We start from the raw sequence: 615 nt of genomic DNA, 5'->3' as shown, positions 1-615 counted from the left end.
CACCTGGATGATCGACCGGTTCGGCACCGAGGAGCAGCGCCGCGCGTGGGTGCCGGGGCTGTGTTCGATGGATCAGCTGGGCAGTTATTGCCTGACCGAGCCGGGTGCCGGTTCGGATGCGGCGGCGCTGAGCACCCGGGCGGTCCGCGACGGCGACGACTACGTGCTGACCGGGGTCAAGCAGTTCATCTCCGGTGCCGGCACCTCGGATGTGTACGTGGTGATGGCCCGCACCGGGGAGAGCGGGCCGCGGGGGATTTCGGCGTTCATCGTCCCGAAGGGGTCGCCGGGTCTGTCGTTCGGGCCGAACGAGGTGAAGATGGGCTGGAACGCCCAGCCCACCCGGCAGGTGATCTTCGAGGACGTGCGGGTGCCGGCGGCGAATCTGCTCGGTTCCGAGGGTGGTGGTTTCCGGATCGCGATGGCCGGCCTGAACGGTGGCCGGCTCAACATCGCGGCGTGCTCGGTGGGCGGCGCGCAGACCGCGTTGGAGCGGGCCGTCGCCTACCTGACGGACCGGAAGGCGTTCGGGTCGCCGCTGATCGACTCGCAGGCACTGCAGTTCCAGCTCGCCGACATGCGCACCGAACTGGAGGCGGCCCGCACCCTGCTGTG

Annotated in this window: 1 protein-coding gene; it reads left to right on the top strand. The window is 69.9% G+C overall.

Annotation, left to right across the window (positions count from 1 at the left end; all coding sequences use genetic code 11):
* Positions 1-615, top strand: a 615-nt coding sequence (locus tag G9373_RS45580; RefSeq protein WP_206034038.1) for an acyl-CoA dehydrogenase family protein, incomplete at both ends; no start/stop codon positions are given.

Source organism: Rhodococcus sp. A14 (assembly GCF_011603105.1).
Lineage (GTDB): Bacteria > Actinomycetota > Actinomycetes > Mycobacteriales > Mycobacteriaceae > Rhodococcus_F > Rhodococcus_F opacus.
This window is presented reverse-complemented; position numbering and strand designations above follow the sequence as displayed.